The following is a 14,585-nucleotide window of genomic DNA, read 5'->3' on the forward strand; positions in this document are numbered from 1 at the left end:
AAAAATAGAACGGGGTGATACACTGATAGCAGTTGTTACTGGAGTCTGCTATGAGTGAACATCCCTTTTCGGAAGCTCAGTTATTAAGCCCGGAGCTTAAGGTGCTCGATGAGGTGTCACCATTATGGAGCAAGCGTTTTGATGACCTTGCAATGTATATATGGGAACACCTTGATCAGCCATTGCCGGTAGAGGAGCTGGCGGAAAAGGTACATTTATCCGTTTACCATTTTCATCGCATGTTTGGCTCTGCTTTTGGAGAGTCGCTGGGCAGTTATATTCGTCGTGCCCGGTTAATCAAAGCGACCTCTGACCTGATGGAAACGGAAGACGCGATTACCGACATTGCCTTCGATTGTGGTTTTTCGTCTTCACAGGCATTGGCCAAAGCTCTGAAAAAACAAACCGGTATGACGCCGACGGAAATTCGTCAGGCCAAGTCACAGCCGGGAATGGATGTACTGATGACGTTGCACAGTCGCCTTGGTCGTCCAAGCAGCAGTGATCAGACTCTTAGCCAGGAGCAGAAAATGGCCGAACAGCTGGAATTTAAAGTTCATCATTATCCGGACCGCTATTTCTACTGCGAAAAAGTTGAAAAAGCGACGTTTGATAATTCCTATAAAGTCTGGAAAAACAACACTCCGGATAAAAACGGTGAAATGGTTGCACTGACTTTTGCCGAAGGTGAGTCCATGGCGTTTGAAGATATGGACGTCTGGGTGGGGGATGCCTGTGACGAGGCGAAACAGAACTTTGTTATGCCGGAAGGGAACTACCTGTTAACCCGTATCAGCCTGACTTCGACTCTGGGGTATTTCTCTGCCTGGGAGGCGATGGGAAAATACCTGATGAAAGAAGGGCTGGAGCCGGATGAAGACAGCCCGTTGCTGGAAATTACCCATAATCCAACAGCGCTGTTTGCGGCTGTGGATCTGACATTGTCGATTCGTCTTAAACATTAAAGCGTGCTTTATTGTTTTGATACATAAAAATACGTGCCAGTAATTCCAAGATTTTTGTCTTAGAAATGCTGGTTTTATTTTTTTAATATCTAAAGATCAGTTTTTACTTTCCTTTTTTACGATTCTTCCGCTAATTAGTTAAACATTCGCGTTAATTGTGCTGACGGGCCAAAAGCCCATCGTCAGTGCCAGCAGTGAAACTGCCCAGGGCCACAAGCCGGAGGAAACGCTATGTTTAAACGCATGCAAGAAATGCAATGCGAATCCGTGCATTGCTTCAGTTCTGTTCAATCGTCTGTACCATTCCGCGCTTTTATCGTGTTGCACAACTCCGACCGGGGTGCCGCTCTCGGAGGTTGTCGCTTGCAGCCTTACAGCAATGAGCAGGCTGCGCTCAACGATGCCATGCGCCTGGCACAAGGCATGAGCTACAAAGCCGCATTGGCCGATATCGCCCATGGCGGAGGCAAGTCGGTAATTATCGAGCCCAAACAGCCCTACGACCGACAGGCGTTATTTCGTTGGTTTGCCGATTGTGTCGATAGTCTTAATGGCCGTTATATCACCGCTATGGATGCCGGCACTCAGGTGACCGATATGGATTTAATCGCCAGCCGCACACAACACGTTGCCAGCCACAGCGCAATTGGTGACCCATCCCCCTTTACCGCACAGGGCGTTTTACACGGCATTCGCGCCGCACTGGAATTTCGGCTGCATAAAGAAATTCGTGATGCCAGTGTTGCGATTCAGGGCTTAGGCCATGTCGGCCTGGAGCTGGCGCGGCTGTTAATGCGCGCCGGTGCCAAAGTCTGGGTCACTGATCCGAATGTTCAGGCCTGTCATAAAGCCGCTGAAATGGGCGCCGAAGTGGTTGAGCTGGAGGATATTTATCGTCTCCCCGCCGACGTGTTTGCACCTTGTGCCCTGGGAGCGGTTATCAACGCTGAAACCCTGCCTCTGCTCAACTGCAAAATCGTTGCTGGCTGTGCCAATAATCAATTGGCGGATAACGCCATGGGAGATGCGCTGGTTGCACGGGATATTCTCTACGCACCGGATTTTGTCATTAATGCCGGTGGGCTGATTTATGCCGCCAGTCGTTATGACCAGCACAATGCCGATCAGATTGAACGGCGTCTGCAGCAGATTTACTACAGTCTGTTGCGGTTGTTTGTTGCGGCCCAGAGTCGTGGTTGTGGTGTGCATCAGATTGCCGTTGATCAGGCCATCGAAACACTCGCCAGAGATCATCTGAAACTCACCGCTTAACTCATCCGATCCTTTTATCTGTGTTCGGCCAGGAGGCAAGGTTATGAATCCGTATTCAGCCAATTCCGGTATGTTGCAGTATCTCGCCAGCGATGGCGTTCCTACCCGGGAAGTTCCGATGTGGGCCCACGATATGGAATATCTGGTGAAGGCGTACGAGTGGATGATGTTAACCCGTACCTTTGACCAGAAAGCCGTGGCATTACAACGCACCGGTCAGATTGGTACTTATCCGTCGTGTCTCGGTCAGGAAGCCATAGCGGTGGCCTGTGGTATGGCGCTGGATGATAACGACGTATTGGTGCCTTACTACCGCGATCATGGTGCTCAGCTGGTGCGTGGTTATAACCTTCATGAACTGCTGTTGTACTGGGGCGGTGATGAGCGTGGCAGTAATGCCGGACCAGCTCAGGACTTGCCGATTTGCGTTCCGATTGCCACCCAGGCTGGTCATGCAGTGGGCATTGCCAGTGCGATGAAAATCCGTGGCGAACAACAAGCGGTGCTGTGCTCCATTGGTGATGGTGGTTCCTCCAAAGGAGATTTTCTCGAGGCGCTCAATCTTGCCGGCACCTGGCATTTACCCGTGGTGTTTATCATCAATAACAACCAATGGGCGATCTCGGTGCCACGTCATTTACAGAGTGGCGCGGCCAGCCTGGCCCAGAAAGGCATCGGTGCCGGTATTCACAGTGTTCAGGTTGATGGCAACGACATGATTGCCATGCTGGATGTGGTTCAGGACGCACTGGAGCGGGCCCGGGATCGTAAGGGCCCAACCTTAATTGAAGCCATCAGTTACCGTCTCGGTGATCATACGACGGCCGATGACGCCAGCCGCTATCGCGATCAGCAGGATGTGGAATCCGCCTGGCAGCGTGAGCCTATGCTGCGTATGCGCCAGTTCCTGCAACACCAGGGCGCCTGGAACGACACCATGGAGCAACGCTGGCAGGATCATTGTCATACCGCCGTCAGCAAAGCCGTTGAACAGTATCAGGCGGTTCCGCCACAGCCGGACGAAGCCATGTTTGATCATTTGTACGCCGAATGGCCGGGCAACCTTGATGATCAGCTTGACCTGTTTGCCGCCAAACAAAGCCGGGCTTCAGGCCAATAAATCAGGATATAGGAGCAGAGTGATGAATAGTGTTAATACAGTTCAGACTCAGGATCTGACCCTGGTCGAAGCGGTAAATCTGGCACTTCACCATGCGATGAAACACGACGATTCGGTGGTGATGCTGGGTGAAGATATTGGTGTTAATGGTGGGGTGTTCCGCGCAACCGTTGGCCTGCAGCAAGCATTTGGTCAGCAACGGGTGATGGATACGCCACTGGCCGAAACCCTGATTGCCGGGACCGCAATTGGTATGGCGGTGCACGGACTGAAACCTGTGATGGAAATCCAGTTTATGGGATTTATTTTCCCGGCGATGGAGCAGCTGGTGACGCATGCGGCCAGGATGCGCAACCGCACCCGGGGGCGTTTGCATTGCCCTATGGTGATTCGGGCGCCATTTGGTGGTGGCATTCATGCACCAGAGCATCATTCCGAAAGTACAGAAGCGTTATTTGCCCATATTCCCGGTATTCGCGTGGTGATTCCGTCTTCACCCAAACGAGCTTATGGCCTGTTGTTGAGTGCCATAGACAGCCCGGACCCGGTGTTATTTCTTGAACCAAAACGGATTTATCGTGCGGTGAAACAACCCATCGCCGATGACGGTGAACGCTTACCGCTGGATCGCTGTTTTATTCTGCGCGAAGGCACCGACATCACGCTGGTGACCTGGGGCGCCTGTGTGCAGGAAACGCTGGAGGTTGCCGGGCAATTAGCGCAGCAAGGCATCAGTGCGGAAGTGATTGATGTGGCGACGGTTTCACCACTGGATATGGCCAGTATCCGTACGTCGGTGGAGAAAACCGGTCGTTGTGTGATTGTTCATGAAGCGGCTCGCTCCGGAGGTATTGGTGCTGATATTTCCGCGCAACTGGCAGAGCACAGTCTGGAATATTTGCAGGCGCCGGTGAGTCGGGTAACCGGGTTTGATACGCCAATGCCGTATTTTCGCCAGGAGAATCTCTATATGCCAAACGCGGCTGATGTGATGGCGGCGGTCCAGGCCACGCTGAATTATCGCTAATTAGCCATAACGAATTTATGACTCATAACGATCAGAAAATCGATTTAATGACTGAGCAGGGGATAGCCGATGCGTTACTTTAAATTGCCGGATTTAGGTGAAGGTTTAATGGAAGCCGACATTGTTGAATGGCATGTGGCGGAAGGGGATGAAGTTCAGGTCGACCAGTTATTAGTGTCGGTCGAAACCGCCAAAGCCATTGTTGAAGTGCCGTCTCCCTGTGCCGGAAAAATTCTTCATCGTTTTGGTGATGAAGGGGATACAGTAAACATTGGTGAGCCGCTGGTGGAATTTATTACCGATGACCAGTCTGATCATGTTGCTACGGCCGCGCCTGCGACAGACAGCGGCACGGTTGTGGGTGATATTCCCCAGGCGCAAACCGTTACTCAGGATCAGTTTTCGTTAGCTCCACAGGCTTCAGCTGCCGGAAAGGTCAAAGCAACGCCCAGTGTCCGGGCATTGGCAAAACGCCTTAACGTCGATATTGAACAGGTAGTGGCTACCGGACAGGAAGGGCGTATAACTGCCGACGATGTTGAAAAAGCCAGTCGCTTAAATCAGCAACATGGCAGCGGTGAACGATTAACCGGCGTGCGTAAATCCATGGCGAAAAATATGGCCATGGCACACCAACAAGTGGTTCCCGTTACTTTGTTTGATGAAGCGAATGTCAGCCAGTGGAATGATGGTGAAGATACCACGGTGAGATTGGTTCAGGCGATTGCTTACGCCTGCAGCAAAGAACCGGATTTAAATGTCTGGTTTAATGGCGAACAATTAACCCGGCGATTAATCGAAAAAATTGATTTAGGCATTGCGGTAGATACCGAGCACGGTTTATTTGTACCTGTGCTACGTGATGTTGCTAACCGCTGCGCCGATGATTTACGGGCCGGATTAAATCGTCTGAAAAAAGATGTTCAGGCGCGAACCATTCCGCCAAAAGAATTGCAGGGAGCCACTTTTACCTTATCCAATTATGGCGCGTTGGCAGGGCGTTACGGCACACCAATTGTGGTGCCGCCAACGGTAGCGATTTTGGGCGCGGGAAAAGTCATGGAAAAACCCATGGCTCAGCTCGGAGAATTATTCGCCGGAAAAGCGCTGCCGTTATCTCTGACATTTGATCACAGAGTGGTCACCGGTGGTGAGGCTGCACGTTTTATGGCGGCAGTGATAGAAAGTTTGCAGGCTGAGCCGGATATTGATCGATAAAATTTCAGCGATAAGATTTTTTTGATAATTAAAAGAGAGAACTTAACCGTTCTCTCTGGCCCACACTTCCAGCATTAACCGCACACGGTCTTCGCACATTTGTTGTGATAATTGCAATTGGTCACGTACTTCTTCGATACGTGATGTGTCCTGAACATCATCGAGATAATCATCGATTTCCAGGCTGACATCCCGGCCGCAACCTTCATACAACTTTTCAAGCAGCAGCTCACAACGCTCGCGATCATCTGTGGCAACACGAGGTTGCTCCAGATCGTGCTCCAGCTCGCGCAAAACGGAATAACAGGTTTCACCACGCTGGTAGAGAGTGTCCTGATTAATACCGTGCAGATCTTCCAGAGCGAAATCCCAGTCATCCCAGTCGTCTTCTGGCTGAATCATGGTGGTTTTGATGCTGCCATCGGCCAGTGACCAGGCGATAGCAATCGGGTGGGCCTGTTCTTCCCAGGAGCTGCCATCAACGGCAAGAAAGTGTGGATATTGCATAACAGACCTCAATCTTGGTTTTACGCGGTTTACAGATGAGCGCAATGTAAGGTCTGATCAGCACCTTGGCAAGACTCTTACAGCCTGCTCGGAAAAAACTGCTCCGCTTCAGCGGCACTGACCGGGCGACCGTAATAATAGCCTTGTGCCAGATCACAGCCGTGGGCAATCAGAATATTCGCATGGGCTTGTGTTTCCACACCTTCGGCAACAATGCTCATGCCGAGGTTTTTACCCAGAGCAATAATCGAAGAAGCAATTGCCTGGTCGGCTGGGTTATTACTCAGGTCTTTGACAAACGTCCGGTCAATTTTAATTGAGTCTACCGGCAGGTTTTTTAAATAATTCAGCGAAGAAAAGCCGGTACCAAAATCATCGAGATAAATCTTTACGCCATTTTCGCGGAAAAACTCCAGTACATGGCGGGCACTTTCCAGGTCCTGCATTAACAGGCTTTCGGTAATTTCCAGTGATATCAGATTCTCAGGTGTATCGAGTGCCTTAAGCGTATCGATAATGTCGTGTTCGAAATCCGGAATAAGAAACTGCTTCGGCGAAATATTAATACTGATATTGGTTTTCAGACCTTGCTGATACCAGGCTTTGGCCTGAACCGCCGCGTGTTCCAGTACCCAGTTGCCGATATGACCAATCATACCGGCGTCTTCTGCGATATGAATAAAGCTTTCCGGTGATATAAAACCACCGCCGGGTTGTGGCCAGCGTAACAAAGCCTCAAAGCTGTGCAGGGTACCGGTTTGCTGTTTACCATCGCCGGCCAGGTATACCTTCGGCTGGTAGTACAATTCCAGCTCTTCGTTTTCCATCGCTTTGCGTAACTTGGTTTCCATCGCCAGCCGGTGCTGAGCGACACGTTCCAGTGACGGTGTAAAAAAGTGGAAGCGGTTTTTGCCATTCTGCTTGGCGCGGTACATGGCAATATCGGAATTTTTTAATAATACTCCGGGCTCTTCACCATCGTTTGGGTACATGGCGATCCCCATGGACGCGCCAACAAAAAATTTACGGCCAGCCAACATAATGGGCTCGTTCAGCGCCATCAGCAGGCGCTCGGCCATATACAACACTTCTTCCTGATGACTGATGTCATCCAGCACAATCACAAATTCATCGCCACCGATACGAGCGATGGTATCGCCTTCACGAATACGTGTTTTTAAGCGTTTACTGACTTTAATTAACAGCTGATCGCCAGCGTCGTGACCCAGACTGTCATTCACGGTTTTAAAGGCATCAAGGTCGAGGTAACAGACAGCAAAGCGCTGATGATTCTGATGCGCCCGATTGATGGCGTTTTCCATTCGATCCAGCAGCAGAGTGCGATTGGGCAGCTCGGTTAAGGCATCGTGTTGCGCCTGATGAGCAATGGTGGCTTCTTTTTCGCGCACCTCGGTAATGTCGCGCAACACCCAGATAAAGCCCGCCACCGGGTCGTTACAGGCATACGCTTCAACCCAGTGACCATCATGGCTTTGATAGATACCGCGATTATCACCGCCAGATTCTCCCGCCAATGACGTCATCTGCAGTTTCAGTCGCTCGGGTTCGGTAATCCGATCCATTGAGTTCTGTAACAATTCCTGATGTGTCATCGACATCAGACGCGACTCAGTCAGCTGATTAATTTGCAGATAGCGGTCGTTAAATAGAATCGGAATGCCATCGTGGTTAATTACCAGAACCCCTTCCTGCGACGCATCAAGGGTGGCATTAATGATACTGAAAGAGCGACTAAGCTCGCGTTGAGCGGCTTTTTGTTCTTCCAGGTTGAGATTGAGTTTTTTGTTTTGCAGCAGCAGTTCGTTGGAGGTGGTGCGCAGTGAGCGTTTTAACTCGGCGCTGTCCAGGTCGGCTTTTTCGTAGGCGGCATTCACGGCATCCAGTAGCGGCGACAGATGGTCAGGAATTTCCCCAGCCAGATACTGTGCAATCTGCTGTTTCAATACTCGATGCATGCTCACTCTCTTGTGATTGAACAACCTTGTCGTGTAACAGGTACTGGCAATACACCGCCATTATTTACATGACAATCAGTACAAAGTTTAGCAGGGATTACGAGATATGAATGTAGCGGTTAACAAATGTTTACTATTGGCGAGAGATGGCAGAATCCCGGCCGGCGTTTATGCCTGACCGAGATTTTTCAGATGTTGATAGTGGCCTTTCAGTGCCGAGCTTACCGTGGCATAGCTGCGAATCGGGTAGGCTGTGTCGGCGCAAGCCGGTTGCAGAATCTTGTGCAGTTTCGGGTAGTGGATATGGCTTACGCGTGGGAACAGGTGATGCTCGACCTGAAAATTCAGCCCGCCTAATGCCCAGGTAACAAATCGGTTATCGGTGGCAAAGTCGACCGTGGTACGTAACTGATGTACGGCCCACTCATCGGCCATTTCACCGTCGTGATCGCCACCTTGCTGTGGTGCCGGAAATTCCGCCTGGTCCACCACATGCGCAAGCTGAAACACCACGGCAAATAAGAACCCCAGAATTGCATGCATCATAAAGAAGCCGGTCAGCGTGTTCTCCCAACCGAAAACGCTCGCTGGTAACAGCAGGTACAAGCTGATGTATAAGCCTTTGGAAAACCAGAACTCAATATGATCCGCCAGACTCATCTTATGACTGAACTCACGGCTGGCAATTTTCTGGGTGAAATAGGCTTTGTAATCGAGAGCAAAAAACCAGAACAGGCTGGTTAACGGATACAGGAACCAGGCATAAATGTGCTGCCAGCGATGAAAGGGGAATCGTTTCTGCCGTGGGCTCATACGGAACAGGCCAAAAGCATCGATGTCTTCATCAAGCTCGTCGACGTTGGTAAAGGTGTGGTGATTACGGTTGTGCTTTTGTGCCCAGTAAAAACGGTTTGAACCAATCAGATTAAACGTTAATGCGGCAACGCGATTAATTTTGCGTGATTTGCTGAACGACTCATGGGCGCCGTCGTGCATGATATTAAAACCAACCAGCGCCGTTGCCAGACCATGGCCAATCCAGGCGAGCCAATTGTAGTCCTGCGGCAATATGAATATCAGAGCAAAGCTGGAAATAAACAGGGTGGCGATGGTTAACGCTTTACGATACAGAGCCGGGTTACCGGTTTTTGCACTGCTCTGATCTTTAAAATACTGGTTAACCGTTTTTGACAGTCCCTGGTATACGGCACGCTGGCCGCTTGGAAAGTGGATCGAATTCATTGTTATTATTGAGTCTTCGTAAAATCGGCTTAATCCTAACGGAAAAAACGCGCTGATAAAACGTTCGTACAACTTATAACTTGCGTCAGATCAGTCAAGCACGAGCAAATGCCGTGCTGTTACAGGTCGGGAACGTATTTTTCGTTCTGCTCACGCGCTTTTTTACGGAATGCCCGTGGCGAGATCCCCAGCCAACGACGGAAGGCCCGGCCAAAGTTCGATGGGTCGTTGTAACCCAGCTGGTGAGCAATTTCCTCAACCGACGTGCTGCTTTCCAGCAGCAATTGCATAGCCTGTTCACGGCGCGCCTCATCGATGATTTTCTGGTAGGTGGTATTTAACTGGGCCAGCTGGCGATTAATGGTGCGTGGGCTTGACTGCAGTTTATCGGCCATCACCGTCAGCGTTGGGAAGGCTTTCATCTGCTCAAGATGGCGGCGGATCTGAGTCACCAGGTCCTGGCCCCGATCCAGTTCCGCCAACAATTTCTCACACTCAGCTTCGGCCATTCGGCGCGCAGTCGTATTGGCGGTGGATACCGGCGTATCCAGCAGATAGGCCGGTAAACACAACTGATTATGCGGCTGGTGAAACATCACCGGTAAACCGATCAACCCTTCGTAACAGGACTCCGGTCGGGCCGGCGAATCGGTGAATTTAACAACAGCAGTCAACTCATCATGACTTTGGGTCAGGAAGCGGGCAATGGTGACAAAGGTCGAGATAATGTTCTGCACCACAAAGGTAAAGGTGGTGGGCATCGCCGCCAGACGATTGATCTGAATAATCGCGGTGTCGTCTTCCTGAATAAAACGAATGTCTGCCAGTAGCGTGCGGGTGCGGGCGTAGCGAATGGCCAGAGACAGAGCATCGCCCAATGTGTCGGAAGCCATGATGGCAAAGCCAAGAAAGCCATGGCTGGAAATATTCATCCGTTTGCCGTGTTCCAGCCCCAGTAACGGGTCGCCGCTCAATGCCAGTGCGTTCTCAATCACCTTGTGATACTGCAGCGGAGAGATGTACTCCTGAGGGGAGGTCAGTGTCGCGGCACTCAGGCCGGTACCGTGTGCCAGCTGGGCAGCATTGATGCCTTGCTGGGCTAACAAATCAATCAGTTGCGACAGGTATTCGGTGGCAATAAAGGGGCGCGATGCTGCGCTGATATTAGACATAATGGTCAGGCAGTTTTTGCTCTCTGGCGTAGAATGACCGGAATCATGTCACGATTTCCTCTTTAACTCAATTGCACTTTCGTTCATAGTTCGGGCCAATAAAAAAACAAGCAGACCTTCTGCTAACCCTCACCAAGCCAAAAATAACGCGGTGAATCGGGTTGGTGTTTGGTTTTTTCTTCGAAATCCGCATTTGGGGAGACTACACGTGGAAGCATCTTTCTGGGATGGTAAGCGCGCACCTGGCGTGCCTGACAGCATTAACCTGAACGAATACGACGCCGTTGTTGAGGTAATTGAAAACTCATTTAAGCGTTACGCCGACCGTCCGGCTTTCACCAGCATTGGTTACACTCTGACTTACCGTCAGATCGATGAGTACTCCGCTGCTTTTGCTGCTTACCTGCAGAATCACACCAGCCTGAAACCAGGCGATCGCATCGCGATTCAGATGCCAAACATTCTGCAATTCCCGATTGCTATGTACGGTGCACTGCGTGCCGGTATGGTTGTGGTAAACACCAACCCGCTGTACACCGAACGTGAGATGTTGCACCAGTTCAACGACTCCGGTGCAAAAGCGCTGGTGTGTATGGACGTATTTGCTGCATCGGTACAGAACATCAAAGATGAAACCGGTCTGAAGCATATCATTGTGACGTCTCTGGCAGACATGCTGCCTTTCCTGAAGCGTACTCTGATCAACAGTGCTGCTAAGTACATCAAAAAAATGGTTCCGGCATACAGCCTGCCTGAAGCGATTCCTTTCCGTAAGGCACTGGCACAAGGTGCTAAGTACAACAGCTTCGAACCGAACTACATCAAGAACCCGAACGACACCATCATTCTGCAATACACTGGCGGTACTACCGGTGTAGCTAAGGGTGCTGAGCTGACCAACCGTAACCTGGTTGCCAACATGATGCAGGCACACGCGATGCTGCAGCAGACCGATGATCAGGGTCAGCCAATGAAGCCGGAAACCGGCGCCAAGATTGTTGCACCGCTGCCGCTGTATCACATCTACTCATTCACTGTTCACCTGATGGCGCTGTTTGAAGCCGGTGACCACAGTATCCTGATTGCTAACCCGCGTGACACCGACATGTTCGTGCGTATGATGAAGCCACACCAGCTGACCGGCATCATCGGCCTGAATACTCTGTTCGTATCGCTGCTGGAGCACAAAGAATTCCGCGAAATGGATTTCTCCAAGCTGCGTCTGACGCTGTCTGGTGGTACTGCTCTGATGGACGATACCGCTAAGCGCTGGAAAGAAGTGACCGGTGTTGGTGTATCCGAAGCTTACGGCTTAACCGAATGTTCTCCTGCAGTAACCATGAACCCGGCAGCTGGCCTGGAACGTATGGGCACCGTAGGCCAAGCAGTACCAGGTACCGCACTGAAATGTATCGATGACGAAGGTAACGAAGTCGCACTGGGCGAGCGTGGCGAGCTGTGTGTTAACGGTCCTCAGGTAATGAAAGGCTACTGGAACCGTCCGGAAGCAACTGCCGATTCTTTCACTGCTGATGGTAAGTGGTTACGTACTGGTGACGTTGCGGTAATGGACGAAGATGGCTTCGTTAAGATCGTTGACCGTATCAAAGATATGATTCTGGTTTCCGGTTTCAACGTATATCCGAACGAAATTGAAGACGTAGCAGCGGCTCACCCAGCTGTCGAAAACTGCGCGGCGATTGGTATTCCGGATGCGAAAACCGGTGAAGCTGTGAAGCTGTTTATCGTTGCAACCGACGAAAACGTTACCGTTGACGAGATCCGTAACTACTGTCGTGAAAACCTGACGGCGTATAAAGTACCTCGTTACGTTGAGTTCCGTGATGAACTGCCAATGACTCCGGTTGGTAAGATTCTGCGTCGTGAACTGAAAGACGAAGAGGAAGCCAAGCGCGCAGCTGAGCCTGCATAATCGCTTGTTTCTTTGAATCATTAAAAACGCCCGCTGATTAGCGGGCGTTTTTGTTTTTGCTACCCCGGAATAACTTAAATCCCGATCCTTTTAAATCCTGATTCCCATCAATTTCCACGTTAAAAGACCGAACTGACACGGCTAACCGGCCGTTAAGCCAATGGCCCCTATGTAACCAATTGTAAGAATGGCGCCGTTCCAACTAACAATAACATTCAGTTTTTATTTGATTAGGAAGCACCATGGTTCAGTACAAGGCTCCGGTTAAAGACATCAAATTCCTGATGAACGACGTTTACAAGTTCCAGGATCATTACAAAACCATCCCAGGTGGTGAAGAAGCGACCGACGAAATGGTCGACATGATTTTAGAAGCGGCGGCTTCTTTCTCTGAAGAAGTGATCGCACCTCTGTACCAGAGCGGCGATGAAGGCTGTATTTTTGAAGGTGGCGAAGTTAAAACGCCAAAAGGTTTCAAAGAAGCCTACCAGATGTACGTAGAAAACGGCTGGCAGTCGATGGCGACGCCGGTTGAATACGGCGGTCAGGGCTTGCCTATGTCTCTGGCACTGGCTAAGTCTGAAATGATTGGTACCGCAAACTGGTCCTGGGGCATGTACCCGGGTCTTTCTCTGGGTGCGATGAACACCATCTGGATGCACGGCACCGAAGCTCAGAAGCAAGAATTCTTCGTACCTCTGTCGGAAGGTCGCTGGACCGGCACCATGTGTCTGACCGAAGCTCAGTGTGGTACTGATCTGGGTCAGGTGAAAACCAAAGCCGAGCCAAACCCAGATGGTTCTTACAGCATCACCGGTCAGAAGATCTTTATCTCTTCCGGTGAGCACGACATGGCCGAAAACATCGTGCATATCGTACTGGCACGTCTGCCAAACGCACCAGAAGGTACTCGTGGTATCTCGCTGTTTATTGTGCCTAAGTTCAACGTGAACGAAGACGGTTCTCTGGGCGATCGCAACCCGGTTAGCTGTGGTTCGATCGAAGAGAAGATGGGCATCCACGCGTCTTCGACCTGTGTAATGAACTTCGACGGCGCTAAAGGTTTCCTGATTGGCCCTGAAAACAAAGGCCTGATGTGCATGTTCACTTTCATGAACACCGCACGTATCGGTACTTCTATCCAAGGTGTTGCTTCTGCTGAGCTGTCGTTCCAGGGCGCATTGCCATACGCCAAAGATCGTCGTTCCATGCGTTCTTTAACCGGTACTAAAGATCCGGATAAAGTGGCTGATACTCTGATGGTTCATCCAGACGTACGTCGTATGCTGCTGACTCAGAAAGCAATTGCGGAAGGTGGTCGTGCGATGGTTTATCACGCTGCACGTCTGGCGGATCTGATGGGCGCTGCGCACACTCGTGGCGATCAGAAACTGTATGACAAATACGATGATGAGCTGGGCTTCCTGACGCCTATCCTGAAAGCTTTCCTGACCGAGCTGGGCTATGAAGCAGCGAACCATGGTGTTCAGGTTTACGGTGGCCACGGCTTTATTAAAGAATGGGGTATGGAGCAGATCGTTCGTGACGCTCAGATCTCCAAGCTGTATGAAGGTACTACCGGCGTTCAGGCACTCGACCTGTTAGGCCGTAAGATGCTGTTAGGTAAGTTTAAGTCGTTCAACACCTTCGCAGATCTGGTTAGCGAGTTCACCAAAGAGAACAAGCGCCCGGAAATGAAGAAGATGGTTAAGTCACTGAAGCGCAACATGCTGGCGTGGAAATTGAACAACTACCGCATTGCTTATAAAGCGTCTAAAAACCGCGACATGGTTGGTTCTGCTTCGGTTGATTACCTGATGTACGCCGGTTATATCGCCATGTCTTACTACTGGGCGCTGATGGCTGAAACCGCTTACGCCAAAATCGAAGCAGGCGAAGGCGATGCGAACTTCTACAAGGCTAAGATTCAGACCGCTGAATTCTACTTCAAGCGCATTCTGCCTCGTGCCAAAGGCCACGCCAAAATGATGGTGCGTGATCCTAAGTCGCTGATGCAGATGGAAGAAGAGCATTTTGCATTCCTGGATTAATTGCTAACAATTAATCCGGAAAAATAAAAACCGCGTTTTGCGCTCGGCGACGAGCAGGCAAAACGCGGTTTTTTCGTCTGTTATTTTTAATAAAACACAGGC

11 protein-coding genes are annotated in these 14,585 nt (G+C 50.5%); 7 read left to right on the forward strand and 4 right to left on the reverse strand.

Annotation, left to right across the window (positions count from 1 at the left end; all coding sequences use genetic code 11):
* Positions 1–50: 50 nt before the first annotated feature.
* The 5 genes from ACOQOZ_RS21695 (at position 51) to ACOQOZ_RS21715 (ending at position 5,602) form a co-directional block, all read left to right on the forward strand.
* Positions 51–965, forward strand: coding sequence for a helix-turn-helix transcriptional regulator (locus tag ACOQOZ_RS21695; protein WP_420590241.1), 915 nt, complete (start codon positions 51–53; stop codon positions 963–965).
* Positions 966–1,196: 231 nt separating this feature from the next.
* On the forward strand, positions 1,197–2,237 hold the full coding sequence (locus tag ACOQOZ_RS21700; RefSeq protein ID WP_420590242.1) for a Leu/Phe/Val dehydrogenase: 1,041 nt from the start codon (positions 1,197–1,199) through the stop codon (positions 2,235–2,237).
* 43 nt (positions 2,238–2,280) lie between these two features.
* Positions 2,281–3,357, forward strand: coding sequence for a pyruvate dehydrogenase (acetyl-transferring) E1 component subunit alpha (gene pdhA / locus ACOQOZ_RS21705; RefSeq protein ID WP_420590243.1), 1,077 nt, complete (start codon positions 2,281–2,283; stop codon positions 3,355–3,357).
* 22 nt (positions 3,358–3,379) lie between these two features.
* A complete protein-coding gene (locus ACOQOZ_RS21710) occupies positions 3,380–4,384 on the forward strand; it encodes an alpha-ketoacid dehydrogenase subunit beta (protein WP_420590244.1) in 1,005 nt (334 codons plus the stop codon).
* Positions 4,385–4,453: 69 nt separating this feature from the next.
* On the forward strand, positions 4,454–5,602 hold the full coding sequence (locus tag ACOQOZ_RS21715) for a dihydrolipoamide acetyltransferase family protein (RefSeq protein WP_420590245.1): 1,149 nt from the start codon (positions 4,454–4,456) through the stop codon (positions 5,600–5,602).
* Between the two features lie 42 nt (positions 5,603–5,644).
* On the opposite strand, the gene ACOQOZ_RS21720 is transcribed toward ACOQOZ_RS21715, so the two are convergent.
* From ACOQOZ_RS21720 to ACOQOZ_RS21735, 4 genes are all read right to left on the reverse strand, one after another.
* Positions 5,645–6,109 (reverse strand): hypothetical protein, encoded by a 465-nt coding sequence (locus ACOQOZ_RS21720; protein WP_420590246.1) that lies wholly within the window; start codon positions 6,107–6,109, stop codon positions 5,645–5,647.
* A gap of 77 nt (positions 6,110–6,186) precedes the next feature.
* Positions 6,187–8,085 carry a putative bifunctional diguanylate cyclase/phosphodiesterase gene (locus ACOQOZ_RS21725; RefSeq protein ID WP_420590247.1) on the reverse strand — a complete coding sequence of 633 codons (1,899 nt, stop codon included), beginning with the start codon at positions 8,083–8,085 and terminating at the stop codon, positions 6,187–6,189.
* A gap of 168 nt (positions 8,086–8,253) precedes the next feature.
* Positions 8,254–9,327, reverse strand: a complete 1,074-nt coding sequence (locus tag ACOQOZ_RS21730) for a fatty acid desaturase family protein (protein ID WP_420590248.1) — start codon at positions 9,325–9,327, stop codon at positions 8,254–8,256.
* Between the two features lie 119 nt (positions 9,328–9,446).
* Positions 9,447–10,499, reverse strand: a complete 1,053-nt coding sequence (locus tag ACOQOZ_RS21735) for an AraC family transcriptional regulator (protein ID WP_420590249.1) — start codon at positions 10,497–10,499, stop codon at positions 9,447–9,449.
* 208 nt (positions 10,500–10,707) lie between these two features.
* Here ACOQOZ_RS21735 and ACOQOZ_RS21740 point away from each other — a divergent pair, with 208 nt between their 5' ends.
* Both ACOQOZ_RS21740 and ACOQOZ_RS21745 read left to right on the forward strand, forming a co-directional pair.
* Positions 10,708–12,432, forward strand: a complete 1,725-nt coding sequence (locus ACOQOZ_RS21740; protein ID WP_420590250.1) for an AMP-binding protein — start codon at positions 10,708–10,710, stop codon at positions 12,430–12,432.
* Between the two features lie 242 nt (positions 12,433–12,674).
* Complete coding sequence (locus tag ACOQOZ_RS21745; RefSeq protein ID WP_420590251.1) at positions 12,675–14,483, forward strand: acyl-CoA dehydrogenase C-terminal domain-containing protein; 1,809 nt, start codon at positions 12,675–12,677, stop codon at positions 14,481–14,483.
* Positions 14,484–14,585: the final 102 nt, after the last annotated feature.

Source organism: Bacterioplanoides sp. (genome assembly GCF_965219715.1).
In the GTDB taxonomy this organism is placed as follows: Bacteria; Pseudomonadota; Gammaproteobacteria; order Pseudomonadales; family Oceanobacteraceae; genus Bacterioplanoides.

Bases quoted from the DNA above. Each gene is read 5' to 3' on its own strand.
- ACOQOZ_RS21695 (WP_420590241.1), top strand. From the start codon at position 51: ATGAGTGAACATCCCTTTTCGGAAGCTCAGTTATTAAGCCCGGAGCTT.
- ACOQOZ_RS21730 (WP_420590248.1), bottom strand. From the start codon at position 9,327: ATGAATTCGATCCACTTTCCAAGCGGCCAGCGTGCCGTATACCAGGGA.
- ACOQOZ_RS21745 (WP_420590251.1), top strand. From the start codon at position 12,675: ATGGTTCAGTACAAGGCTCCGGTTAAAGACATCAAATTCCTGATGAAC.
- pdhA (WP_420590243.1), top strand. From the start codon at position 2,281: ATGAATCCGTATTCAGCCAATTCCGGTATGTTGCAGTATCTCGCCAGC.
- ACOQOZ_RS21715 (WP_420590245.1), top strand. From the start codon at position 4,454: ATGCGTTACTTTAAATTGCCGGATTTAGGTGAAGGTTTAATGGAAGCC.
- ACOQOZ_RS21735 (WP_420590249.1), bottom strand. From the start codon at position 10,499: ATGTCTAATATCAGCGCAGCATCGCGCCCCTTTATTGCCACCGAATAC.
- ACOQOZ_RS21700 (WP_420590242.1), top strand. From the start codon at position 1,197: ATGTTTAAACGCATGCAAGAAATGCAATGCGAATCCGTGCATTGCTTC.
- ACOQOZ_RS21720 (WP_420590246.1), bottom strand. From the start codon at position 6,109: ATGCAATATCCACACTTTCTTGCCGTTGATGGCAGCTCCTGGGAAGAA.
- ACOQOZ_RS21725 (WP_420590247.1), bottom strand. From the start codon at position 8,085: ATGCATCGAGTATTGAAACAGCAGATTGCACAGTATCTGGCTGGGGAA.
- ACOQOZ_RS21710 (WP_420590244.1), top strand. From the start codon at position 3,380: ATGAATAGTGTTAATACAGTTCAGACTCAGGATCTGACCCTGGTCGAA.